Genomic DNA, 22,981 nt, shown 5'->3' with positions numbered 1-22,981 from the left:
CGATCATGTCCGTCGTACTCGACACCCCCGTCGCCGTTCGGCGGACAGCCATGGACCTGCTTGCGCGCCGCGAGCATGGTCGCGTCGAGCTGACGCGCAAACTGCGTCAGCGCGGCGCTACGGATGAGCTGATCGAGCCCGCGCTTGATCGGCTCGCCGAAGAAGGGCTGCTCAGTGAGGCCCGCTACCTTGAAAGCTTCATCAGGTACCGTTCCAATGCCGGCTATGGCCCAGCGCGTATTCGCGAGGAGCTGGGCCAGCGTGGCCTGAACCGTGGCGATATTGACCAGGCACTGCGTGACTGTGGTGTGAACTGGGCAGAGCGGCTACAGGATGCCTGGCAGCGCAAATATGCCGGGCTACGTCCGCATGACCCCCGCAGCCGTGCCCAGCAAACCCGGTTTCTCGCTTACCGTGGGTTTCCCTTGGACATGATCGGCCGCCTGCTCAGCGGCCGAGACTTGGACGACTACTGATCTAACAGCCACATCGCAGGCGCACTCAGCTGACCTTCAACGCCTCCCGCGCCCGCTGCGTGGTATGCATCGGCTGTGGCTTTGCCCAGTTCTCCGACAGGTTGATGAAATCCACCAGCTCACGCAGACGCCCTTGATTACGCCCATTGAAGGCAAAGGTCAGACGGGTCAGATGGTTGTAGTTGCCTACTTCATGCTCTACGCCACTGTCGGCATGTTGATGGTACTTCCCGCTCAGTCGTAAATCGGCAAAGGCTTCCTGAATCTCATGCAGTGCCGCGTCGCTGAGCCGATGGTGCATGCGGATCACAAACTGGTTCTTCAGCCAGCGGCTGGAGTGGTAGTTGCTGTAGAACTGGTTGATTTCCTCCACTGCCTCGTCGGCACTGTGTACCAGGCGCACCAGCTTGAGGTCACTGGGCAGGATGTAGCGGTTTTCTTCCAGTTGCCTGCTGATGAAGTCCAGGCAGTCACGCCAAAAGCTGCCACCTGGTGAGTCCAGCAGGACCACCGGCACCAGTGGGCTCTTGCCAGTCTGAATCAGCGTCAGTACTTCCAGTGCCTCATCGAGCGTGCCGAAACCTCCCGGGCAAAGGACCAGGGCGTCGGCTTCCTTGACGAAGAACAGCTTGCGAATGAAGAAAAAGTGGAAGGGCAGCAGCTTGTCAGTGCCATCCACTGTCGGGTTGGCGTGCTGTTCGAAAGGAAGGGTGATGTTGAAGCCCAGGCTATGATCGCTACCCGCGCCTTCGTGCGCTGCGGCCATGATGCCGCCGCCTGCGCCGGTAATGACCATGAGGTCGGAGCGGGCCAGTGTGGCACCCAGTTCGCGGGCCAAGGCATACATCGGGTGTTCCAGCGGTGTGCGGGCCGAGCCGAAAACAGTGACCTTGCGCCGGCCCTTGTAGCGTTGCAGGCTGCGGAAGGAGTGGTCCAGCTCGCGAAGGGCCTGCAAGGTGATCTTGGCACTCCAGCGATCGGTGTCGTCGTGGGCCATGCGCAAGATGGTCAGCATCATGTCGCGGTACAGTGGCAGGTTGGGGCTGTCCGGTGCGACCAGTTGCAGTTGTTCATCGAGTTTACTCAGGTCGATACCACTGTCCCTGAAGTGATTGAACAGATACTCATTGGGTTGGTAAGGCATTCAACGTCTCCTTCTGCAGCAAAACCTCTGACCGAGCTGATGGCTGGGCTCGGCCGCGACGCTACGTGCGTCGCTGGCTGCTCTGGCTCGAGTGTGCGTCCCGAGCATTGCAGTAGGCCTTCAAGGCCCTGATGCAGGTGCGTAATTCATCTTGTCGTTTTTGTGCGCTTCGCTATCAATCTAGACCCTCGCGCCACTTCATGCAGGCACTATCACCAAGGCCACTCGTCGGTACGCGGCCATTGATGGCAAGGGTTTGGTTAACTGGAGAAGCGAAACGTGTCGATGCAGGAGGTGGCGGTATGCATCGCTTGGTCATCGAGGTAGACCGGCAGCTCTATCAGCAGCTGGAACATGCGGCACAGGTTCATCATGTGAGCCTGGAGGCGGAGTGCCTGCGGCGGTTGGCTGCGTTAGAATGCCAGTCACCTTACCTGCAGGCGCTTCTGGCAGAGATGCGCGCCGAGGAAGAGCCGCGGCGCGCGGAGGATGAGCGGGTCAGTTGATTACTTCTTCTTGTTTCCGGCAGTGCAGCTGGCAGCGTCAAAGGCCTGGTCCATGACCGGTTGATTGGTCTTGTAGACGGTGAAGCGATAGACCATCACGGCGCCTTTTGACATCAGGTTGCGGTAACCGCTGTTCCGGCAGACGCTGTCACCTAGCTGGCTGCGCACCTGCTCTGCGTTTTGCTGCATGCGTGCGGCGTGCTCGGCGCGCACGCTCAGGTGGTTCACCAGTGCCTTGCCTTCAACGGTATAACCCTGGTCGAGGATATCTTCGTTGATGGCTCGCGGGGTGCCGACGCTGCTTTCCTTGGCGACCTTTTCCAGCATCTTGTTCAGCTCGAACTCCTGCTTGGAGGCCGCCTGGGCTGCCAGTGGCAGGGTGAGCAACAGGCTCAGGGTCGGGACGATAAGACGCAGCATGAATCTCTCCTGGTTCGGTGACTGGCGCTTCGACATGCGCAGACGGCTGGTGTTCCATGAAACCCGCAGAATCGCGGGCAGGCTCGCGGCCACCAAAACGCTGATTATAAAGGACCAGCCGGTCCAGCTGCACGGCAAATGACGCCCGCTCTGGTAGACTGGCGCTTTGTTTTCATCGAGTTATCGCAGTGTCCAGTCACAACCTGTCCCGAGGCTTGCCAGCATGAGCCATGCGGTAGCGCGCCTGCGCGCCGAACGGCTGGCCCGCAGCATCAAGCCGTTCATTGCTCGTGGTTCACGTGCCGAACGCTGCCCTGACTGTCGGGTTATCGCCACCCATTGCCTGTGTGCCTGGAAGCCAAAGGTGCACGCCGACTCTGGGGTATGCCTGTTGATGCATGATACCGAGCCATTGAAGCCGACCAACACCGGCTGGCTGATCGCCGACCTCATCGAAGATACCTCTGCCTTCGGCTGGTTGCGAACGTCGGTGGACGAACGCTTGTTGACCTTGCTGGCAGACCCACAGTGGCAGCCCTACATCGTCTTCCCTGGCGAATTCGTCGCCCAGCAGCGGGTGGTCAGCGAGGTCGTGCGTGAGCCGGGCAAACGCCCGCTGTTCATCCTGCTGGATGCCACCTGGACCGAAGCCCGCAAGATGTTCCGCAAGAGCCCTTATCTTGACCGTTTCCCGGTGCTGAGCCTGCAAGCTGAGCAGATGTCGCGCTATCGCCTGCGCCGCTCCAAGCGCGATGATCATTTCTGCACTGCGGAAGTTGCTGCCATGTGCCTGGACCTTGCGGGTGACGACCAAGCCTCCCAAGCCCTGGATGCGTATCTGGATGTGTTCAGCCTGCACTACCTCAGTGGCAAGCGTCGCCTGCCTCTGGACGAGCAGGACGCTACCCACCAGCGTTTGCATACCTTCCTATAGTCCAAGGGGCACAAGCCCCACTTTGGTTCATAATGACGGGGCTGGCGGCCAGGATGAAGCGAGGCGGCAGGGCGAGTGGTTTGACCTGCCCGGCCGTGCTCGGCACCTTGGCGCCGATTCCCCGCCGGGCGCTATTCCTCCGCCGCTGCGCCTGGCACAGAACAGGATCCTTAGATCGATGGCCATGTACGAAATCCTGATTGCCGATGACCACCCGCTGTTTCGTAGCGCTCTGCGCCAGGCCGTCACCCTCGGCCTGGGCGCGGATGTGCGCCTGGTCGAGGTGGCGAGCATCGCCGAGCTGGAAAGCCGGCTGAGCGAAAAAGCCGACTGGGACCTGGTCCTGCTGGACCTGAACATGCCGGGCGCCTATGGTTTCTCCGGGCTGGTCCTGCTGCGTGGCCAGTACCCTCAGATCCCGGTGGTGATGGTCTCGGCCCAGGAAGAGGCTGCCGTTGTAGTCAAGTCCCGCGAGTTTGGGGCCAGTGGTTTCATTCCAAAGTCCAGTGGGCTGGAAGTGATTCAGGATGCAGTGAGGAAGGTGCTCGATGGCGACGTCTGGTGGCCGCCTCAGGCATTTGAAAGGGTCGATGTCTCGGCCGAGGCCAAAGCCGCCAGCGAAGGCCTGGCCAGCCTCACGCCACAGCAGTTTCGCGTGTTGACCATGGTCTGTGAAGGCTTGCTGAACAAACAGATCGCCTATGAGCTGAATGTGTCGGAAGCGACCATCAAGGCCCATGTGACGGCCATTTTCCGCAAGCTGGGTGTGCGCACTCGGACCCAGGCGGCCTTGTTGCTGCAACAACTTGAATCCGTTGCGAGCAGCTAAATGCTTGCCGCTTCACGCTTTTTTGACTCATTTTGAACTAGTCTGCTGGCCTTTCATCGGTGAAGTGACGCACATGTCGCCATTCAAAGGCCAGACCGGCCTCAAACGTATCTTCAACGCCGCCGGCTATTCGCTGGACGGCCTGCGCGCCGCCTTCAAAGGCGAGGCTGCTTTCCGTCAACTGGTACTGCTCAATGTGCTGCTCATCCCGATTGCCTTTTGGCTGCCGGTAAGCCGCGCCGAGCGGGCCATCATGATCGCCGTGTGCCTGCTCGGGCTGATCGTCGAACTGTTCAACTCGGCGGTGGAGGCGGCCATCGACCGCATTTCGCTGGAGCGCCATCCGCTTTCGAAAAACGCCAAAGACATGGGCAGTGCTGCGCAATTCGTAGCACTGACCATGGTGGCGTTGGTCTGGGGCGTTATCCTGCTCTAAGCGATCGGTGGCAAGACGATCTCGTCACTGCGCGTAAACCCTGCGGTGAAGTTGCGGCACAACTCGAGAAACTCGCGCATGGCCGAGGTCTGGTATTTTTGTTTGTGCCAGATGAAGTAGAACTGGCGCATCAGGTCCAGCTCCGGGGTTTCGACCGGCACCAGGCTGCCACGCCGGAAGGCATCGCGCAGGGCCAGGCGCGATATGCAGCCAATACCCAGGCCTGATTCCACGGCACGCTTGATCGCTTCGGTATGCTCCAGTTCCAGGCGTATGTTCAGATTGGCGCGATGATGCCGCATGGCCTGATCGAATGTCAGGCGGGTGCCGGAGCCTTGTTCGCGAAGAATCCAGGCTTCCTGGGACAGGCTTTCGATATCTGCGCGGCCCACCTTGGCCAGCGGGTGTTGCGGCGCGCAGAACACTACCAGTTCGTCCTCAACCCAAGGCTGTACCTCCAGGTCCGGATGGTTGCAGTCGCCTTCGATCAGACCCAGATCAATTTCGTATTGTGCAACCTGGTGCACGATATGGGCTGTGTTCTGCACGTGCAGCTTGACCTGGCTTTCCGGGTGTACCTGCATGAAGCTACCGATCAGCAAGGTGGCCAGGTAGTTGCCAATGGTCAGTGTGGCGCCGACTGCCAGTGAGCCAAAACCGGACTTGCCGTTGAGCAGGTCTTCGATCTCCTTGGCCTGGTCGAGCAGCGCAACCGCTTGCGGCAGCAGCTGATGCCCCAAGGCGTTGAGGGCCAGGCGTTTACCTGCACGGTCGAACAACTGGCAGCTCGATTGCCGCTCCAGTTCAGTGATGGACGTGCTGGCAGCCGACTGCGACAGGGCCAGCACACTGGCGGCTCGAGAGACGCTCTGATGCTGGGCCACGGCGACGAATACCTGTAGCTGACGAAGTGTGAATCGCATATCTATATAACCGATAACACATATCTTGATAATTCAGTTAACAGATATTGTCGCTGCCCCTAAACTATCGCGCAACTGTGCGCTGTGCGCGCTGCGTTTTCTTCAGGAGCCCCATCGATGAGCAACATGAACCACGAACGTGTCCTCAGTGTGCATCACTGGAACGACACCCTGTTCAGCTTCAAGTGCACCCGCGACCCGGGCCTGCGCTTCGAGAACGGTCAGTTCGTGATGATCGGCCTGCAGCAGGACAGCGGCCGTCCGCTCATGCGCGCCTACTCCATCGCTTCGCCCAACTGGGAAGAGCACCTGGAATTCTTCAGCATCAAGGTGCCTGACGGCCCGCTGACCTCCCAGCTGCAGCACCTGAAGGAAGGCGACGAGATCATCATCAGCAAGAAGCCTACCGGTACGCTGGTCCTCGACGACCTGAACCCGGGCAAGCACCTGTACCTGCTGAGCACCGGCACTGGCCTGGCGCCGTTCATGAGCGTCATTCAGGACCCGGAAACCTACGAGCGCTTCGAGAAAGTGATCCTGGTGCACGGTGTGCGCTACGTGAACGAAGTGGCCTATCGCGAGTTCATCACCGAACACCTGCCACAGAACGAGTTCTTTGGTGAGGCGGTGCGTGACAAGCTGATCTACTACCCGACCGTTACCCGCGAGCCGTTCGAAAACCAGGGCCGCCTGACTGACCTGATGCGCAGCGGCAAGCTGTTCAGCGATATCGGCCTGCCACCGATCAACCCGCAGGACGACCGCGCCATGATCTGTGGTAGCCCGAGCATGCTCGACGAGACCAGCGAAGTTCTCGACAGCTTCGGCCTGAAGATCTCCCCGCGCATGCGTGAGCCGGGTGACTACCTGATCGAGCGTGCTTTCGTCGAGAAGTAATCGACCGGCAATGAAGGCGCAGGCTTGGCCTGATGCCAGTCAGTTAAGCGTTTTGGGGCCGCTTTGCGGCCCATCGCCGGCAAGCCGGCTCCCACAGGTACAGCGCAGACCTCAAGAACTGTGCGGTCCCGGTAGGAGCCGGCTTGCCGGCGATGGGCTGCGTAGCAGCCCTGACAACGCTAACTGACTGGCATTAAGGTAAGGCCTGCGTTTTTTATGCCTGTGCGACTGAGGTTGCCAGTGCTTTCAGTTTTCCGGCACGACCTCAAGCACGCGAATTACATCCGGCTGCGGGTAGTGCCACCTGACCTGCACATCCCAGAACTTCACCCCATACACCCGCTCTGGCGGCGGCACCTGATAGGCCGGTCGTGGGTCCTGTGCCAGGCACTGTTCGATAAGCTCCACCAGTGGTTCGCCCAGGCGCAGGGCGTGTTCGCGGGCCTGGGGCAGGGCGCTATCGCCCCAGTGCACGGCAATCGCGGCAGGCGCATCGCTGGCCATCAGGTTGCTCGCCCCGGCGATGCTGTCGGCATAGGGAACATACGGCTTGATATCCAGCACCGGCGTGCCATCGAGCAGATCGATGCCGGACAGCAGCAGCCGACCCGGCTCCACAGCCTCCAGGCGTACCACCGACTGGCCGATGCCATTGGGCCGATGGGTCGCTCGCGTAGCGAACACGCCCATGCTTTTGTTGCCGCCCAAGCGTGGTGGGCGCACTTTAAGGCGTGGCTTGTCTTCCAGGGCCTGATGGAACAGGAACAACAGCCACACATGGCTGACCTGCTCCAGGCCCGCCACGGCCTCGCCTTGGTCGAACGGCGGCAGCAACTCAAGTACCCCGCGTGCAGCCGGCGCCAGCTGTGGCTGCCGCGGGATTGCGAACTTCTCCTTGAAACAGGAGCGCACGATGCCGACAGGCGAAACCGTATGTTGCATGGCGAGTCAGCCGCGCACGCGCAGGGTCAGGCCCTTGAGGAAGTTGCGCAGCAACTGGTCGCCGCAAGGCCGATAGTTCTCATGGCCCACCTTGCGGAACAGCGCGCTGAGTTCGGGCTTGGAAACCGGGAAATTGACCGACTTGAGGATCACATGCAGGTCGTCTTCCTTGAGCTCAAAGGCTACGCGCAGCTTCTTGAGGATGGTGTTGTTGGTCACCGGCAGCTCTACAGGCTGTGGCGGACGGCTATCGTCCTTGCCGCGGCGGTGGAAGACCAGGCCGTCGAGAAAGTGCGCCATGACCCGCTCGGGGCAGCGCACAAAACCGGGCTCGTCCTCTTTCTTCAGGTAGGTGGCGAGCACCACCGGATTAACCTCCAGGCCCGAGAGCGCGATGATCTCGGCCATCTTGGCGTCGTTCACCTTGAGCATGTAGCGCAGGCTGCGCAGTACATCGTTGTGGTTCATTGCTGCAAAATCCTGTTCAGATGCCACGCCTGGGCGTGGCGCATCGCTTAGAAACGTTCAGTGCCGGCCAGGTAACGCCAGTTGCCCACAGGCAGCTTGCCCATGGATACACCGCCCAGGCGAATACGGCGCATGCTGAGTATTTCCAGGCGCAGGTAGGCGCAGATCTCGGAGATCTGCCCGGGTTGTGGGTTCTTCAGGGCCAGGCGCAGGTGGGTCTCGTTTTGCCAGCTGGCCTTGGCCTTGGGCAGTTCCCGATCATTGCGCGTCGCGCCGCGCGCCAGGCGCTCCAGCGCCTGTGGCGTGGTCTCGCCGCGCACTTCAATGATGTATTCCTGTTCCAGGCGACGCAGGTCGGCCTCGATCTTGCGGGTAACCTTCCAATCCTGGGTGAACACCTGCAGGCCACTGGCACCGCGCTCCAGGGGCGCCGAACAGGTCAGCCGGGTGAAGTGCCCGTGCAGCGGCCGCACGCCTTCGCGATGTGCTTCGCTGAGGCTGGCCATGTTCATGCTGGCGCGGGCCGTATCGATATCGACACCCGCAGGCTGGTTGAGCAGCAGGGTAACCGGGTCAAGCGCCTCGGCATTGGCGCCCGGCAACAGCTCGACAGCCTGGTGTTCGACCTTGAACTGAGGCTGCTCGACTACAACGCCATCGACCGTGACCCAGCCTCCTTCGATATACAGCTCTGCCTCTCGGCGTGAGCAGCCGAGCTGCTCGATGAGGCGTTTGGACAGGCGGACGGGTTCGGACATGGCAGGCAATTCGCAAGGCAGGGAAAGTCTTACATTGTACCTGCCCATTTGCGGTTGATGACGGGAATCTGTGCCGAATGCACCATTTCGGAAGTATTGCACGGCATCCTGCGACAAAGTCCTAGGACGCTGTACGAATCAGCTTCATATGAAGCAATGGATAGGGCTGCCCCAGGCCATCTGTTTCGGAGCGCCCGATCACTTCGAAGCCCTCGTGCAGGTAGAAGCCCAAGGCTTGGGGGTTCTGTTCGTTGACATCCAGGCATTGCGCGTTCAGTTCGCTGATGGCATAGCGCAGCAAGCGCCTGCCCACGCCTCGGCCACGGTATTGGGGTGCGACGAACAGCATGTCCACACGCCCATTGGCGACACCGGCAAAGCCGCAGATGCGCTGACGGTCCTTGCAGCAGACCAGCATGACGGCGTCCAGGTACTTGCGTAGCACATGGTCGCGCAGTAGCAGGATATAAGCGTCAGGCAGAAAGTCGTGGGTTGCGCGCACCGAGTTCTCCCAGACCTGAACCAGTTCCGGGTAATCACACAGGTGGGGTGTTTGCAACGTCAATGCCGAATGCATGCCGGTGTTCCTCGGTGGTCATTGAGGAAACCATAGATGCAAAAAGCCCCGCCAGTGGGCGGGGCTCCTTCTACGTGCGCAGCCTCAAACAGGCTCGGCCCACATGTCGTACTCGTCGGCATCGACCACCCGGCAACGGACCTTGTCGCCCGGCTTGAAGCCATGGTCGCCATCGATGAACACGCTGCCATCGATCTCAGGTGCATCGAAGAAGCTGCGGCCGACCGAGCCTTGCTCTTCGACTTCGTCGATCAGCACTTCGATTTCCTTGCCGATGCGCAATTGCAGGCGTGCGCTGCTGATGGCCTGCTGGTGGGCCATGAAGCGATCCCAGCGCTCCTGCTTGACGTCATCCGGCACTTCTTCCAGGCCCAGGTCGTTGGCAGGCGCACCTTCGACCGGCGAGTACTGGAAGCAGCCGACGCGGTCGAGCTGGGCTTCGGTCAGCCAGTCCAGCAGGTACTGGAAGTCTTCTTCGGTCTCACCCGGGAAACCGACGATGAAGGTCGAGCGGATCACCAGTTCCGGGCACTGTTCGCGCCAGTTCTTGATGCGCGCCAGGGTGCGGTCTTCGAAGGCGGGGCGCTTCATCGACTTGAGCACTTTCGGGCTGGCGTGCTGGAACGGGATGTCCAGGTACGGCAGGATCTTGCCGGCGGCCATCAGCGGGATCACGTCGTCGACGTTCGGGTACGGGTAGACGTAGTGCAGCCGCACCCAGGCGCCCAGGCTGCTCAGCGCTTCGCACAGCTCGAGCATGCGGGTCTTGACCGGGCGGCCGTTCCAGAAATCGGTCTTGTACTTGACGTCCACGCCGTAGGCGCTGGTGTCCTGGGAAATCACCAGGATCTCCTTGACGCCGGCCTTGACCAGGCGTTCGGCTTCGCTCAGCACTTCGCCGACCGGGCGGCTGACCAGCTTGCCGCGCATCGACGGGATGATGCAGAAGCTGCAGCTATGGTTGCAGCCTTCGGAGATCTTCAGGTAAGCGTAGTGGCGCGGGGTCAGCTTGACGCCCTGCGGCGGTACCAGGTCGATCAGCGGGTTGTGGTCCTGGCGTGGCGGTACCACTTCGTGCACGGCATTGACTACCTGCTCGTACTGCTGCGGGCCAGTGACCGACAGCACGCTGGGGTGCACGTCACGGATGCTGCCTTCCTCGACACCCATGCAGCCGGTGACGATGACCTTGCCGTTTTCCTTGATCGCTTCGCCGATCACTTCCAGCGACTCGGCCTTGGCGCTGTCGATGAAGCCGCAGGTGTTGACCACCACTACGTCGGCATCCTCGTAGGTGGGCACGACTTCATAACCTTCCATACGCAACTGGGTCAGAATGCGCTCGGAATCTACCAGGGCTTTTGGGCAACCCAGGCTGACGAACCCTACCTTGGGGGTGGCGGGAGTGGTGGACATGACTAACCTCGGTATTGAATACAGGTCGCCCGGCCGGAAACGGCGGCGATCCTGACGGGCGCTTCTGGGCGCCTCTGATCAAAAAGTGCGCAATTCTAGCGAGCGCAAGGTCGCTTGACCAGCACAAATGCGACGAACGCTGCGCTATGCTTCGCGCCGTTGTGTCGGGGCATGTGCGATCCCCTGGCGCGAGGCAGAATTCTACCGGTCTAGATGGCCGTTTGCGGGAGTGGTCGATGGTTCAGGCAAGCAGTCACGCCGAGGGCGGGCAGGGGGCGACGCGGTCGCTGAGCCTGTTGGTGGCAGCTGTTGGGGTGGTCTACGGCGATATCGGTACCAGCCCGTTGTATACCCTCAAGGAAGTCTTCACCGGCGGTTACGGGGTGCCGGTCAATCATGATGGTGTGCTGGGGATCCTGTCGCTGATCCTCTGGTCGCTGCTGTGGGTGGTGTCGTTCAAGTACGTGATGTTCATCCTGCGCGCCGACAACCAGGGTGAGGGCGGTACCATGGCCCTGACCGCGCTGGCGCGGCGGGCTACGGCGGCCTACCCGCGCCTGCGCACGCTGATGGTCATCTGTGGCCTGATCGGCGCCTCGCTGTTCTACGGCGACAGCATGATCACCCCGGCGGTGTCGGTGCTGTCGGCAGTAGAGGGCATGGGCCTGGCATTCGACGGTATCGACCATTGGGTGGTGCCGATTTCGCTGGTGGTGCTGGTGGCGCTGTTCCTGGTGCAAAAGCATGGTACCGAGAAGATCGGCAAGCTGTTCGGCCCGATCATGGTCACCTGGTTCGTGGTGCTGGCGGCGCTGGGGGTGCATGGCATCTCGCAGAGCCCCGAGGTGCTCAAGGCGTTCAACCCGGGCTGGGCGGTGAACTTCTTCATCGTGCACCCGGGCATGGGTGTGGCCATTCTCGGTGCTGTGGTGCTGGCCCTGACCGGTGCCGAGGCGCTGTACGCCGACATGGGCCATTTCGGTCGCAAGCCGATTGCCCGTGCCTGGTTCGCCCTGGTGCTGCCAGCATTGGTGCTCAACTATTTCGGCCAGGGCGCGATGCTGCTGCAAAACCCTGACGCTGCGCGCAACCCGTTCTACCTGCTGGCGCCGGCGTGGGCGTTGCTGCCGCTGGTGGGGCTGGCGACCATGGCCACGGTAATTGCTTCGCAGGCGGTGATCTCGGGTGCTTTCTCCCTGACCCGCCAGGCTATCCAGCTGGGTTATATCCCGCGTATGCATATCCAGCACACCTCCAGCGACGAGCAGGGGCAGATCTACATCGCAGTGGTGAACTGGACGCTGATGGCAGGCGTTGTGCTGCTGGTGATCGGCTTCGAATCATCCGGTGCGCTGGCGGCCGCTTACGGCGTGGCGGTGACCGGCACGATGCTGATGACCACCATCCTGGTGTCGGCGGTGATGCTGTTGTTGTGGAAGTGGCCGCCGGTGCTGGCGGTACCGATTCTGATTGGTTTCCTGCTGGTCGACGGGCTGTTCTTCGCCGCCAACGTGCCGAAGATTGTCCAGGGCGGCGCCTTCCCGTTACTGGCCGGGGGTGTGCTGTTCCTGCTGATGAGCACCTGGAAGCGCGGCAAGCAGATTCTGGTCGAGCGAATTGATGAGGGTGGGCTGCCGTTGCCGGTATTCATCAGCAGCATTCGCGTACAGCCACCGCACCGCGTCGAAGGTACTGCCGTGTTCCTCACTGCGCGGCCCGATGCCGTCCCGCATGCGCTGTTGCACAACATGTTGCATAACCAGGTGCTGCACAGCCAGGTGGTACTGCTGACGGTTGTGAGTGAAGACCGGCCACGGGTGCCCGAGCAGGAGCGCTTTGAAGTGGAGGCCTATGGTGATGGCTTCTACCGGGTGCTGTTGCACTTCGGTTTCATGGATGAGCCGGATGTGCCGGCGGCACTGAAGCTATGCCACCTGGACGGCCTGGACTTCAGCCCCATGCGTACGACTTATTTCCTAAGCCGCGAAACGGTGATCGCGTCGCGTCTTGAGGGGATGTCGCGCTGGCGGGGCAACCTGTTTGCGTTTCTGCTCAAGAACGCCAACGGTAACCTGCGTTTCTTCAACCTGCCGCTCAACCGGGTGATCGAGTTGGGTACACAGGTCGAGATCTGATCAAGGCGAGGGGCCGCAACGCGGCCCCTCGCTACGCCTCAGTTCTGTTCTGCCACTCTGGACTTGCCCTGGCGTATTTCAATTTCATCGATCAAGCGCTTGGCCAGTGCCGGATAGTTCTCGTCGAAGTGATGCCCACCGGGCAGCTTAATGCGCTCGCCCACTGCAGTCTTGTCGGTGCAACCGCTTTCATCGGCCTCTTCCACACCGTATATGCATACCACTTTGGGCGCCGGCAGTTTGGCCATCTCCGGTCCGGTAGGTGCCTCCTGGCCATCCTTGCCCAACCAGCCCTCGACCTCGATCTCAAAGCTGCCACTGCGGGCGAAGGCCAGCAGCATCACCGCATCGATACGTTGCTGGTCCTCGGCAGGCAGGCGGTTGTAGATCGCCGGCAGCACGTCGGCACCGAACGAATAGCCGGTCAGCACAAAACGCTTGGTACCCCATTTCTGACGATAGTGCTGCATCAGTTCCGACAGGTCGGCAGCGCTTTGCTCGGGTGTCTTGTGCTGCCAGTAGTAACGCAGGGTGTCTATGCCGACCACCGGGTAACCAAGCTTGGCCATTTCACCGGCCACATCGCGGTCCAGGTCGCGCCAGCCACCATCGCCTGAGAGGAACAGGGTAACGGTGTCGGTGGTTTGCCCGGCAGGCACTTCCACGACCGGGATTGCCAGCGCGTTGCCATCGTGGCCGACCAAGGCCTGGGTCAGTTGCGCCTTGAGTAGTTGTGGCAGGTGGATGTCGTAGTCGCTGATGCTGGTGTCGGCATTGCGCTGGTCGCGCACGAAAGCGGCGCTGGCGTCATCCGGGTTGTCGTTCCAGGCGACGCTCCAGTGACCATGAGGGGCGGACTTGGGCAAGGCTGCAGCGCAGCTAGGCTGCTCCATGTTGAAATTCACGGAGATGGCGCGGGCCTTGTCGTCATTCTGTGTGGCCAGCCAACGCCAGGCCTGGCTTGCACCAGGGCCGATACCGGCTACCAGGGTCGGTTTTTCGGCCAGTAGGGTCATGGCCTTATCCATCGATTGCTGCTGGTTACTGCAGGCCCCTGGCGGCAGGATGACTTGCACCAGCTGAGCCTCACCGGCCTGGCTCAAGTCAAGCAACTGTTTATCGGTCAGCGCCTGGTCCTGGGGCACGCCGATGGCCACCCAGGCTTTGGCATGCACGCCCGGGATGACGCGGGTGATGCGGGTGTCATTGACGGTCAGTTGCTCAAGGCGTGCTTCTGGGGCCGGTCGGGCCCCCAACCAGAAGGCAGTGGCCCCAGCCAATGCGGCCAAGAGCAGGGGTATCAGTAGGTACAGCCAGTAGCGTCGGATCATCAACGTTTCACCAATCCAGTCAGGCCGCCCGCAATCAGGGCGGCAGTGTCGGCCAGTGCCACCAGCGGGTCGAGCCCGGCCGGCACGGCCATGTAGCGGGGTTCCCAGTCCGGTTGGAACTTGTCCTTGAAGCGGCGTAGCCCCTGGAAGTTGTAAAGCTGTTCGCCGCGACGGAACACCATCGAGCCCAGGCGCTGGGCCAACGGGGCGCCGCGCCGTGGCTGCAAGCCGGAAAGCGGTACCATGCCCAGGCTGAAACGGCCGTAACCATGGCTTTTGTAGTGCAGGATCAGGCCGATCATCATGAATTCCATGGTCAGCTTCGGCGCCTGGGGGTGGGCACGCATCAGATCGAGGCTGGCCAGTTCGTTGCTGTGAGTTTCAAGCAGGTTGGCAAACGCCACTGGCCGGCCCTGGTAGCGAATCAGGGCGATGCGAAAATGCTGCAGGTACTCAGGGCTGAAGCGCCCGAGCGAGAAGCCTTTTTCGCGCACGTTCTTGCCGCCGAGCCAGGCATCCGAGATCTCTTTGAGTTCAACCATGGGGGCCTGGCCCGGTTCATGGATCTCCAGGCTCAGGCCATCGCGGCCGCCGCGGTTCCAGGTGTAGCGCAGGTCTTTCATTTCCTTGCCTTTGGCTTCGATGTCGAAGCGGCGCAAGTCGACTCGGGCTTCTTCGCCGAGCTTGAGCGCGGTCAGGCCGATGTCCATGTAGAACGGCAGATTCTCGGCACGCACCTGGTAGAACACCGGGCGGGCGTGGTGCAGGTCGCATAGATCGCGGAATTGCCAGATCATCTCGGCACGTTCCTGGGCCGGGCCGATCGGGTCGTACAGGGCCACCAGGCTGCGGCCCCGGCGCGCGTACATCAAGAAAGCGTTGCCATTGGGGTGGAACAGCAGGGCTTTGTCACCGGTCAGCGCCAGGCCGCCGTCAGGTTGGTCGGAAACCTGCAGGATACGGTTGGCGCGCTGTATCTCCTCGTCGTCTGGCAGGTGGATGACTGGCCGGGCAGTGCGCAGCAGCCAGGTCAGGGCCACGACCAGCAACAGTACTGCGCTGCCCATGGCGGCGCGCAGGCCGCGTGGGGCATCGGCGTCAAGGGTGAATTGCCACCACAGCTGATGGCTGTAGGGCACGTCCTGGTAGGCAAACAGCAGTAACCACACTGAAGCACCGACCACGCAGGCACTCGCTGCCAGGTACACCGGGGAAAACGGCAGCTCCAGCAGCCTGCTTGGGCGGTAGAACGAACGGCGGAACAACGCGAGCAGGGCAGCGGTGAAGGTCAGCAGGCAGGCCTCTTCCCAGTCGAAGCCTTTGAGCAGCGACAGCAGCGCGCCAACCAGGAGCAGTACGGTAGTCAGTAGCCAGGCGGCAGACAGGCGTCGGCGCAAGCCCTGGGCCAGCAACAGGCACAGCACGCCAATCAGGCTGGCACCGAAATGCGAGGCATCGATGAGGCGGTGCGGTACCAGAAAGCCCATGTGTTCCAGGCGGGTGTCGATTTCCGGTGTTGCGCCGGAGAACAACAGCACCACACCGGAGAGAAACACGAGTATCGCCAGCACCGGTGCAGCCAGCCCGGAGGCGGCCTTGAGCGCCTGCTGCGCAAACAGCAGGCGCCTGGCTTCATTGGCCAGCAGCAGCCCACAGGCCAGCAGCAATGGCAGTACCACATAGATCAAGCGGTACAGCAGCAGTGCGGCGGCCAGTGGCGCGGCGCCGAGCTGATTGGCGAAGGCTGCGAGCAGAATCGCCTCGAACACCCCGACGCCGCCAGGCACATGGCTAAGTACACCGGCTGCAAGTGCCAGCAGGTAGACCAGGACGAATGTGCCAAACGGAGGGGCTTGCGGGAGCAGCAGGTAAAGGACGGTCGCGGCGGCGGCTATATCCAGCGCGGTGATTGCCAGCTGCAGTGCAGCCAGCCGTGCACCGGGCAGGCGCAGCGTCCGGCGCCCCAGTTGCACCAGCAGGCTGTCTGGTAGCGGCTGCTCTGCCAGGCGTCGGCGATACAGGCCAGTCACCAGGAGGGCGGTCAGTGCAAGCACGCCGATAGCGACTGTGGCCAGTACAGGGGTGGGCAGGTGCAGGGCGGTAGCCGCAGCTGGCAAGTTGCTCAACGTGGCCAGTGCCGCCAGAGGGGGCAGGGCGCAGCCCAAAGAAAGGCTGGCAAACACTGTCATGCGCGCGACTTCGGCAGCGCCCAGGCCTTCTCGAGCATACAGGCGATAGCGTACCGAACCGCCCGAGAGCATCGACAAGCCAATGGCGTTACCAATGGCAAATGCGCTGAAACCGCCTAACAGAAGCGTACGCCCAGGCAACTTCACGGCGGCATAACGGCAGGCCGACCATTCATATCCCAGCAGGATCAAGAACCCGATAACCGCAGCGAGTAGCGCGCCGGCCAACGAGCGGGTGGGCACGCTGAGCATCGCATCGTGCAGAGCATGGATATCCAGTTCACTGAGCAAGTGGCGGCAGGCTATCAGTGCCATTGCGAACAGCGCCAAGGTAACTGCCAGGGTGATGGGCTGGCGATAGCGGCTCACCCGCTCCAGCCACGGCAAGCGCTGGGCAGCTGTGGGCAGGGTTGAGGCTAAGGGTGCCTGGTGTTCCGGGTTACGGTCGGTCATGAGTTACCCCGGGCAAGCAGCGCGAGGTAGGGGGAGGGGGCGGCCAAGTGAAAGTCCCTATGGAAACGTATCCAGATATTACTCCGGGCAACGTGACTTTCAGTCCTTTGGCAGGGTTAAAGATAGTTCATCCAGAAAGCGGCCTTATAAGGCCGGGGCTTGGCTGAATGAATCCAGGTTTTCAGGCGGGGAAAAACAACAAACCCCGCGCTGCTGTTACACAGGCGGGGTTTGTTCTGACGAATATGGTTGCGGGAGCCGGATTTGAACCGACGACCTTCGGGTTATGAGCCCGACGAGCTACCAGACTGCTCCATCCCGCGTCAGAGGTGCGCATTCTACAGCTTTGAAGGGGGTGGTCAAGCATTACTTTTGATTGACCAGTAATTAACGCGTTGCCCGCTTTTCGAGGGCAAAAGAAAAAGGCCACTGCGTTAACAGTGGCCTTTTCTCGAATCTGGTTGCGGGAGCCGGATTTGAACCGACGACCTTCGGGTTATGAGCCCGACGAGCTACCAGGCTGCTCCATCCCGCGCCTGTGAGATCGAATTCTACGGATTTAACCGCCCCTGTCAAGCATTTAGTTAAAAAAACCGTTTTCGTTCAAACCCTTAGCCTTTCAATAAGGCAGGCAGCTCAGGAGCACCGGGGCTTTCAGGCCAATTGTCGCGCGCGCTCCTGCGCTGGCTGTCTCGCTGACAGAGCATGCGGTACTATCTGTATGAATTTACAGTGCTGACGGTCATCCATGTCTTTGCGCAAGATCATTCACATCGACTGCGATTGTTTCTACGCCGCGATCGAGATGCGTGATGACCCGCGCCTGGTCGGCCGCCCCATGGCTGTGGGTGGTTCGCCGGATCATCGAGGGGTGATTGCCACCTGCAATTATGAAGCGCGTGCCTATGGGGTGCGCTCGGCCATGTCCTCCCGCCATGCACTGAAGCTTTGCCCTGACTTGCTGATCGTCAAACCGCGTTTCGAGGCCTACCGCGAAGCATCGCGCGAGATCCACGGCATCTTCCGCGACTACACCGAACTGATCGAGCCATTGTCACTGGATGAGGCCTATCTGGATGTGAGCGACAGCCAATGGTTTGCCGGCAGCGCCACGCGCATCGCCGAAGATATTCGCAGGCGTGTTGCGCGCACCCTGCACATTACTGTCTCGGCTGGGGTGGCGCCCAACAAGTTCCTGGCCAAGATCGCCAGTGACTGGCGCAAGCCCAACGGTCTTTTCGTGATTACGCCTGATCAGGTGGAGGCCTTTGTCGCCGCATTGCCTGTCGCCAGGCTGCATGGTGTCGGAAAGGTTACCGCAGACAAGCTTGCCCGGCTGGGTATCGACACCTGCCTGGACATGCGTGACTGGTCGCGGCTGGCGCTGGTGCGTGAATTCGGCAGTTTCGGTGAACGCCTCTGGGGGTTGGCGCGGGGTATCGATGATCGCGCCGTGCACAACGATAGCCGTAGGCAGTCTGTAAGCGTGGAGAATACGTACGATACGGATCTGCCGGATCTGGCCAGTTGTCTGGAGCGCTTGCCTGAACTGCTGAACAGCCTGAATGAGCGGATCGCTCGTATGGACAGTAGCTATCGGCCGGACAAACCTTTCGTCAAGGTCAAATTCCATGACTTCAGCCAGACCACCCTGGAGCAGGCAGGGGCGGGTAGGGATCTGGACAGCTACCGGCAGTTGCTACGGCAAGCATTCGCCCGGGGTGGCAAGCCGGTGAGATTGCTAGGGGTAGGGGTGAGGTTGCGCGACTTGCGTGGGGCTCACGAGCAATTAGAGTTGTTCGCGGACAAATGAAAGAGGGGCTGCATTGCAGCCCCTCTTTCATTAATGTGCGCCTGGGTCAGCCACCAACCGGCCGGTAGCCTTGGTCAGTGCCTGCAGAAACTCCTGCTGCAGCTCCGGATCGTTGCGGGTCAGCTCGATCAGGCTCTGCTCCATCTCGCTGGCTTCCTCTTCCAGGCCTAGCTCCGATAGGCGCTTGACCCGGTGAACCCACTGGCCGACATCGTCGTCTTCCAGGTCATCGAAAATCAACTCATGGGCTTCACGCAGCTTGTTGCGCAGGGTGGCGCTGACCAGCAGGCTGGCGTCGCCCCGCACTGCGTTGTCTTCATCGACCACTTGCAGGTGCAGGGTGCCGACGTGGTTCAGGTGCTGCTCCGAGAATGGGCTGTCCAGCAGGTTCAGGCGTAGCACGCCGTTTCTGTCGGTGGTCAGCGCGTGGGTCATCTTGCCGGCCTTTACCTCGACCAGGCGTTCGCTCCAGGGCAGGCTGGTGAACTCCTCGCGCTTGTCCTTTTGCAGCTCACTGATCCCAGCCAGGTTCTGCTGGGCGCGACCGTTGGACTGCACGTTCATGAACGGGTTGAGCCCGGCCACGCCATAACTGAGCCAGTCGTGCGTGATGCTCTGCGGCAGGTTGCCCAATGCAAACACGTTGACCACGTTGGCGCCTACGCCGGCCACCACCGCCACCGCGCCCAGCGGGATTTCGTAGACCTCCCGCCAGGGTTGGTAGGGCGTATACCGGTCATAGCGGCGGGTAACTTCGAACTCGGTGACCTCGAAGCGCCTCTGTTCATTGACGCGTACACGTCGCTGCGGAAGCTCCATCACCTTGGGCTCGCCGACATCAATCTGCAGTGTGTGTTCGAGCAGCTTGCGCTCGACGCGCTCTTCGTGCTCGCTGCGCTGGGACATCTGGTTGGCGCAGCCGCTGAGGAGCAGGGCGCCGCACAGTGCGGCGCCCCCCAGGGTAAAGGTACTTCGCTTGGACATGATCACTCGTGCATTGATTATCAGCGGCGAACGCGGGCCTGCAGGAAGGTCAGCACTTCATTGAGTGGCAGCGCTTGAGCATCCTGTTCGGTGCGGTGCTTGTATTCCAGGTTGCCGTCGGCCAGGCCGCGGTCGCTGACGACGATGCGGTGCGGAATACCGATCAGCTCCATATCGGCGAACTTGATGCCTGGGCTGGTCTTCTTGTCACGGTCGTCCAGCAGCACTTCGAAGCCTGCGGCCGTCAGTTCGGCGTAGAGCTTGTCGGTGGCCTCGCGAACCACGTCGGTTTCGTAGCGCAGCGGTACCAGGGCGATCTGGAACGGGGCCAGGGCGTCATTCCAGATGATGCCTTTGTCGTCATAACTCTGCTCGATGGCGGCGGCGACCACGCGGGATACGCCAATGCCGTAGCAACCCATGGACAGCACCACTGGCTTGCCGTTCTCGCCCAGTACCTGGCACTTGAGTGCCTCGCTGTACTTGGTGCCGAGCTGGAAGATGTGGCCGACTTCGATGCCGCGCTTGATCACCAGGGTACCTTGGCCATCCGGGCTCGGGTCGCCCTCGACGACGTTACGCAGGTCGGCAACCTGTGGGACCGGCAGGTCGCGTTCCCAGTTGACGCCGAAGTAGTGCTTGTCATCGATGTTCGCACCGATGCCGAAGTCGCTCATCAGGGCAACCGAGCGGTCGATGATGCACTCCAGCGGCAGGTTCAGCGGGCCGAGGGAGCCGGCGCCGGCACCAATGGCTTCGCGCAGCTCGGCATCGGTGGCCATGACCAGCGGGTCGGCGACCTGTTCCAGCTTGGCGGCCTTGATCTCGTTGAGTTCGTGGTCGCCACGGACGATCAGGGCGACCAGCTTGCCTTCCTCGGCACCGCGCACGATCAGGGTCTTGACGGTCTTTTCGATCGGCAGCCCGTAGTTCTCGACCAACTGGGCGATGGTCTTGGCGTCCGGGGTATCGACCAGTCGCAGTTCTTCGGTTGGGGCCGGGCGCGCGGTTTCGCGCGGGATGGCCTCGGCCTTCTCGATGTTGGCGGCATAATCGGAGCTGTCGCTGAAGATCACGTCGTCTTCGCCTGACTCGGCCAGCACATGGAATTCATGCGAGTAGCTGCCGCCGATGGAGCCGGTATCGGCCTGCACTGGGCGGAAGTCCAGGCCCAGGCGGGTGAAGATGTTGCTGTACGCCTGGTGCATGCGGTCGTAGGTTTCCTGCAGGGAAGCCTGGTCGGCATGGAAGGAATAGGCGTCCTTCATGATGAATTCGCGGCCGCGCATCAGGCCGAAACGTGGGCGGATCTCATCACGGAATTTGGTCTGGATCTGGTACATGTTGAGCGGCAGCTGTTTATAGCTGGACAGCTCATTGCGGGCCAGGTCGGTGATGACCTCTTCGTGGGTCGGGCCGACGCAGAAGTCGCGCTGGTGGCGGTCTTTCAGGCGCAGCAGCTCAGGGCCGTACTGTTCCCAGCGGCCGGACTCCTGCCACAGCTCGGCGGGCTGGATGCTGGGCATCAGCACTTCCAGGGCGCCGGCGGCGTTCATTTCCTCGCGCACCACGGCTTCGACCTTGCGCATTACCCGCAAGCCCATCGGCAGCCAGGTGTACAGGCCGGAAGCCAGCTTGCGGATCATGCCGGCACGCAGCATGAGCTGATGGCTGATGACCACTGCGTCGGCAGGGGTTTCTTTCTGGGTGGCGAGCAAATATTGACTGGTGCGCATGGTTAGCCGTGTCGATTGCCTAAGACATTGAAATGACCCCGCATTGTACGGGGGCGAAACGAAGGCGTACAGGATGCCCCAGGGCGTGGCAAATGTCAGCCAAGAAAAAGCCCGGCAAGCGTGCCGGGCTTTTTCAGGTGCGGGGCACTATAAGCGTGGCTTACAGGATGCTCAGCGGGTACTCGACGATCAGGCGCAGTTCGTCCAGCGACGGGGAGCCGTAGTAGACGCCGTCGGAGGAGCGGTAGGTGGCCTGACGGACGCGGAAGCTGAGGTCCTTGGCGGGGCCTTCCTGCATCACGTACTTGATGTCGATGTCGCGTTCCCATTCCTTGCCGTTGGTGGTGCCTTCGACATTGGCGTCGGTACCGCGCACGTAACGGGTCATGAAGGTCAGGCCGGGTACGCCGAACTCAGCGAAGTTCAGGTCGTAGCGGGCTTGCCAGGACTTCTCGTCTTCGGCGTTGAAGTCGGAACGTGCAACGGAGTTACCCAGGAAGACCGTGCCGCCGCCGTCGACGCCATAACCGTAGTCACCATCACCGTGAACGCGCTGATGCACGATGGTGAAGGTATGAGCGCCGATATTCCACGCAGCCGACAGGCTGAAAGCGGTGTTGTCGAGCTTGTCGCCGTCGTACGCTTTGTACAGGGCGCTGCCTTCGCTCTTGGTGTCATAGATGTTGAAGTCGAACACCAGGCCTTGCTTGTCCGAAATCGGCAGTGCCCAGTTGACATTGCCGTAGTACTTGCGCCAGTAGTCTTCGACCTTGGAGTAGTACAGGCTGGTGCTGAGGCTGTCGGTCAGGGCATAGGTACCACCGACGATGTTGGCTTCAGTCAGGCGCAGGCTGTCGCGGTAGGTCTGGGCCTGGGCGTTCATGCCGGTGAAGTGGCCGGCGTGCAGGGTCAGGCCTTCGATCTCGTCGCTGGTGATCAAGGTGCCTTCGGCAACTTCCGGCAGCAGTCGGCTGTCGTCGGTAGCGAATACCGGCAGGGCGGTGAACTGGTTACCGTACTTCAGCACAGTGTTGGAGAAGCGCATTTTCACAGCGCCGCCGGCTTCGGAGTAGTCGTCTTGCGAGCGGCCGTCGGAGCCTTCCGGGAACAGGCCGGTGCCGGCACGGCCTTTGCCGCTGTCCAGTTTCAGGCCAAGCATGCCGATGGCATCGACGCCGAAGCCTACGGCGCCTTGGGTGAAGCCCGATTCAAAGGTGCCGAGGAAACCGAGGCCGGTTTCTTCCGTGCGGCTCTGGCGATCGCCGGTAATAGGGTCCCGATCATTGTTGCGAGCGTCACGGCTGAAGTACAGCATGCGAGTCTTGACGTTCAGCTGGCTGTCTTCGATGAAACCCTTGGATTCGTCCTGTGCAGAGGCAAAGGCCAGCTGCGAGGTCCCTGCCGAAACGGCCAGGGCGATCATGCTCCACTTCATCACGCGCATCGTGATTTGCTCCTTTGGTTTTTAGGAAGAGTACCGCTGCGCCCAAGTCTTTTAGTTATATGGGGCAGCTCTTTCTTGTTATGTCGGCGGAAATGTATAGCACGCAGACTGTTGTTGGCGATATGGGCATATACAACGTTTCGAGAAGTTTACGGCCATGTCGCTTTCAG

Annotated in this window: 22 protein-coding genes and 2 tRNA genes; 9 read left to right on the top strand and 15 right to left on the bottom strand. The window is 61.3% G+C overall.

Annotated features, from left to right (window positions below):
* The first annotated feature begins 5 nt into the window (after window positions 1-5).
* Window positions 6-476, top strand: a complete 471-nt coding sequence (recX, locus tag NGJ21_RS03725; RefSeq protein ID WP_046788328.1) for a recombination regulator RecX — start codon at window positions 6-8, stop codon at window positions 474-476.
* Between the two features lie 25 nt (window positions 477-501).
* Here recX and NGJ21_RS03720 read toward each other — a convergent pair whose 3' ends face one another.
* On the bottom strand, window positions 502-1,620 hold the full coding sequence (locus NGJ21_RS03720) for an LOG family protein (protein WP_115274051.1): 1,119 nt from the start codon (window positions 1,618-1,620) through the stop codon (window positions 502-504).
* Window positions 1,621-1,922: 302 nt separating this feature from the next.
* Between NGJ21_RS03720 and NGJ21_RS03715 the strand changes: the two genes are divergently transcribed.
* Window positions 1,923-2,126, top strand: coding sequence for a hypothetical protein (locus tag NGJ21_RS03715; protein ID WP_046787958.1), 204 nt, complete (start codon window positions 1,923-1,925; stop codon window positions 2,124-2,126).
* Here the strand turns inward: NGJ21_RS03715 and NGJ21_RS03710 are convergent, their stop codons facing one another.
* Complete coding sequence (locus NGJ21_RS03710; protein ID WP_012315846.1) at window positions 2,127-2,546, bottom strand: quorum-sensing-regulated virulence factor family protein; 420 nt, start codon at window positions 2,544-2,546, stop codon at window positions 2,127-2,129.
* On the opposite strand from NGJ21_RS03710, the gene NGJ21_RS03705 reads away from it, so the two are divergent.
* The 4 genes from NGJ21_RS03705 (at window position 2,545) to NGJ21_RS03690 (ending at window position 4,745) form a co-directional block, all read left to right on the top strand.
* Window positions 2,545-2,688: a hypothetical protein gene (locus NGJ21_RS03705; RefSeq protein ID WP_158621143.1), complete on the top strand. Its 144-nt coding sequence runs from the start codon at window positions 2,545-2,547 to the stop codon at window positions 2,686-2,688. The genes NGJ21_RS03710 and NGJ21_RS03705 overlap by 2 nt on opposite strands.
* An 81-nt stretch (window positions 2,689-2,769) precedes the next feature.
* Complete coding sequence (locus NGJ21_RS03700) at window positions 2,770-3,480, top strand: tRNA-uridine aminocarboxypropyltransferase (protein ID WP_251961859.1); 711 nt, start codon at window positions 2,770-2,772, stop codon at window positions 3,478-3,480.
* Between the two features lie 178 nt (window positions 3,481-3,658).
* On the top strand, window positions 3,659-4,309 hold the full coding sequence (erdR, locus tag NGJ21_RS03695; RefSeq protein WP_012315844.1) for a response regulator transcription factor ErdR: 651 nt from the start codon (window positions 3,659-3,661) through the stop codon (window positions 4,307-4,309).
* 73 nt (window positions 4,310-4,382) lie between these two features.
* Window positions 4,383-4,745, top strand: a complete 363-nt coding sequence (locus NGJ21_RS03690; protein WP_046787960.1) for a diacylglycerol kinase — start codon at window positions 4,383-4,385, stop codon at window positions 4,743-4,745.
* Here NGJ21_RS03690 and finR read toward each other — a convergent pair.
* On the bottom strand, window positions 4,742-5,668 hold the full coding sequence (gene finR, locus NGJ21_RS03685; RefSeq protein WP_046787961.1) for a LysR family transcriptional regulator FinR: 927 nt from the start codon (window positions 5,666-5,668) through the stop codon (window positions 4,742-4,744). The genes NGJ21_RS03690 and finR overlap by 4 nt on opposite strands.
* A 117-nt stretch (window positions 5,669-5,785) precedes the next feature.
* Here finR and fpr point away from each other — a divergent pair, with 117 nt between their 5' ends.
* Window positions 5,786-6,565: a ferredoxin-NADP reductase gene (gene fpr / locus NGJ21_RS03680; protein WP_012315841.1), complete on the top strand. Its 780-nt coding sequence runs from the start codon at window positions 5,786-5,788 to the stop codon at window positions 6,563-6,565.
* A gap of 246 nt (window positions 6,566-6,811) precedes the next feature.
* Here fpr and tsaA read toward each other — a convergent pair whose 3' ends face one another.
* From tsaA to rimO, 5 genes are all read right to left on the bottom strand, one after another.
* Window positions 6,812-7,507 (bottom strand): tRNA (N6-threonylcarbamoyladenosine(37)-N6)-methyltransferase TrmO, encoded by a 696-nt coding sequence (gene tsaA / locus NGJ21_RS03675; protein WP_046787962.1) that lies wholly within the window; start codon window positions 7,505-7,507, stop codon window positions 6,812-6,814.
* A 6-nt stretch (window positions 7,508-7,513) separates the two neighbouring features.
* Window positions 7,514-7,975: a YehS family protein gene (locus tag NGJ21_RS03670; RefSeq protein WP_115274053.1), complete on the bottom strand. Its 462-nt coding sequence runs from the start codon at window positions 7,973-7,975 to the stop codon at window positions 7,514-7,516.
* Window positions 7,976-8,022: 47 nt separating this feature from the next.
* Window positions 8,023-8,733 (bottom strand): rRNA pseudouridine synthase, encoded by a 711-nt coding sequence (locus NGJ21_RS03665; protein ID WP_046787964.1) that lies wholly within the window; start codon window positions 8,731-8,733, stop codon window positions 8,023-8,025.
* 121 nt (window positions 8,734-8,854) lie between these two features.
* Window positions 8,855-9,310, bottom strand: coding sequence for a GNAT family N-acetyltransferase (locus tag NGJ21_RS03660; protein WP_115274054.1), 456 nt, complete (start codon window positions 9,308-9,310; stop codon window positions 8,855-8,857).
* 84 nt (window positions 9,311-9,394) lie between these two features.
* Window positions 9,395-10,726 (bottom strand): 30S ribosomal protein S12 methylthiotransferase RimO, encoded by a 1,332-nt coding sequence (gene rimO / locus NGJ21_RS03655; RefSeq protein ID WP_046787966.1) that lies wholly within the window; start codon window positions 10,724-10,726, stop codon window positions 9,395-9,397.
* A 236-nt stretch (window positions 10,727-10,962) separates the two neighbouring features.
* On the opposite strand from rimO, the gene NGJ21_RS03650 reads away from it, so the two are divergent.
* Entirely contained in the window at window positions 10,963-12,861 is a 1,899-nt protein-coding gene (locus NGJ21_RS03650) for a potassium transporter Kup (protein WP_251961858.1), read from the top strand.
* A 38-nt stretch (window positions 12,862-12,899) separates the two neighbouring features.
* Here the strand turns inward: NGJ21_RS03650 and NGJ21_RS03645 are convergent, their stop codons facing one another.
* The 4 genes from NGJ21_RS03645 to NGJ21_RS03630 form a co-directional block, all read right to left on the bottom strand.
* A complete protein-coding gene (locus NGJ21_RS03645) occupies window positions 12,900-14,192 on the bottom strand; it encodes a virulence factor family protein (protein WP_251961857.1) in 1,293 nt (430 codons plus the stop codon).
* The gene (mprF, locus tag NGJ21_RS03640) at window positions 14,192-16,834 is read right to left on the bottom strand and encodes a bifunctional lysylphosphatidylglycerol flippase/synthetase MprF (protein ID WP_251961856.1); all 2,643 of its coding nucleotides are present in this window, start codon (window positions 16,832-16,834) and stop codon (window positions 14,192-14,194) included. The genes NGJ21_RS03645 and mprF overlap by 1 nt, the downstream gene beginning before the upstream one ends.
* Window positions 16,835-17,080: 246 nt before the next feature.
* Window positions 17,081-17,157: transfer RNA gene (locus NGJ21_RS03635), tRNA-Met, on the bottom strand.
* A 135-nt stretch (window positions 17,158-17,292) separates the two neighbouring features.
* Window positions 17,293-17,369: transfer RNA gene (locus tag NGJ21_RS03630), tRNA-Met, on the bottom strand.
* Between the two features lie 219 nt (window positions 17,370-17,588).
* Between NGJ21_RS03630 and dinB the strand changes: the two genes are divergently transcribed.
* A complete protein-coding gene (gene dinB, locus NGJ21_RS03625; RefSeq protein WP_174142345.1) occupies window positions 17,589-18,647 on the top strand; it encodes a DNA polymerase IV in 1,059 nt (352 codons plus the stop codon).
* A gap of 30 nt (window positions 18,648-18,677) precedes the next feature.
* Here dinB and NGJ21_RS03620 read toward each other — a convergent pair whose 3' ends face one another.
* The 3 genes from NGJ21_RS03620 to NGJ21_RS03610 all read right to left on the bottom strand — a co-directional run bounded on the left by NGJ21_RS03620 (window position 18,678) and on the right by NGJ21_RS03610 (window position 22,811).
* Entirely contained in the window at window positions 18,678-19,631 is a 954-nt protein-coding gene (locus NGJ21_RS03620; protein ID WP_115274059.1) for a YceB family lipoprotein, read from the bottom strand.
* 20 nt (window positions 19,632-19,651) lie between these two features.
* A complete protein-coding gene (locus NGJ21_RS03615; protein ID WP_237860882.1) occupies window positions 19,652-21,367 on the bottom strand; it encodes a proline--tRNA ligase in 1,716 nt (571 codons plus the stop codon).
* A gap of 160 nt (window positions 21,368-21,527) precedes the next feature.
* Window positions 21,528-22,811, bottom strand: a complete 1,284-nt coding sequence (locus NGJ21_RS03610) for an OprD family porin (RefSeq protein WP_174142332.1) — start codon at window positions 22,809-22,811, stop codon at window positions 21,528-21,530.
* Window positions 22,812-22,981: the final 170 nt, after the last annotated feature.

Origin of the sequence: Pseudomonas sp. Marseille-Q5299 (assembly GCF_943737035.1) — a bacterium.
GTDB lineage: Bacteria > Pseudomonadota > Gammaproteobacteria > Pseudomonadales > Pseudomonadaceae > Aquipseudomonas > Aquipseudomonas putida_E.
Note: the sequence above shows the minus strand (reverse complement) of the source record. Positions and strands in the feature narration are given on the sequence as shown.